1 protein-coding gene is annotated in these 458 nt (G+C 71.2%); it reads left to right on the forward strand.

Features of this window, described 5'->3' with window-relative positions; all coding sequences use genetic code 11:
• Positions 1-124: 124 nt before the first annotated feature.
• Positions 125-319, forward strand: coding sequence for a hypothetical protein (locus tag VR45_RS24440; protein WP_030397386.1), 195 nt, complete (start codon positions 125-127; stop codon positions 317-319).
• Positions 320-458 lie beyond the last annotated feature (139 nt).

Raw genomic sequence — 458 nt, forward strand, 5'->3', positions numbered from 1 at the left:
CTCCGGCTTCGACGTGCCGGACGAACTGCTGTTCCGCCTCGGGACCGTCGGACAGGCCGGGGTCCGGCTTCACAGGGGTCGTCAGCCGGTGGCGCCCCGCTATGAAACGAGGAAGTGAGTCCGGGTGGCACTCTCCGTCTCCGCGCTGGTCCTGTTCGGCATCGTCTGCTTCATCTTCATCCGCCAGAAGCAGCTCAAGACCGGGCACTTCATCCTGGCCGCCCTGTTCGGCTTCATGCTCAACCAGAGCACGGCCGCCAAGCCGATCCAGGACTTCCTGAGCCAGGTCGCCAAGTCCATCTCCGGCATCGCCAGCTGACCTGCGGCCCGCCGGCCCTCCGCGGCCGGCGAACCGTTCACCGGTCCGCGCGTCTCGCCTGCCGCCACCGGGCGAACAGGCCCTGCGGGCGTGCCGCCGCCACGGCCGCCGGCCGGGCCGGGTCGGCCCCATCGGCGGC

Origin of the sequence: Streptomyces sp. NRRL S-495 (assembly GCF_000966955.1) — a bacterium.
Taxonomy (GTDB): Bacteria; Actinomycetota; Actinomycetes; order Streptomycetales; family Streptomycetaceae; genus Kitasatospora; species Kitasatospora purpeofusca.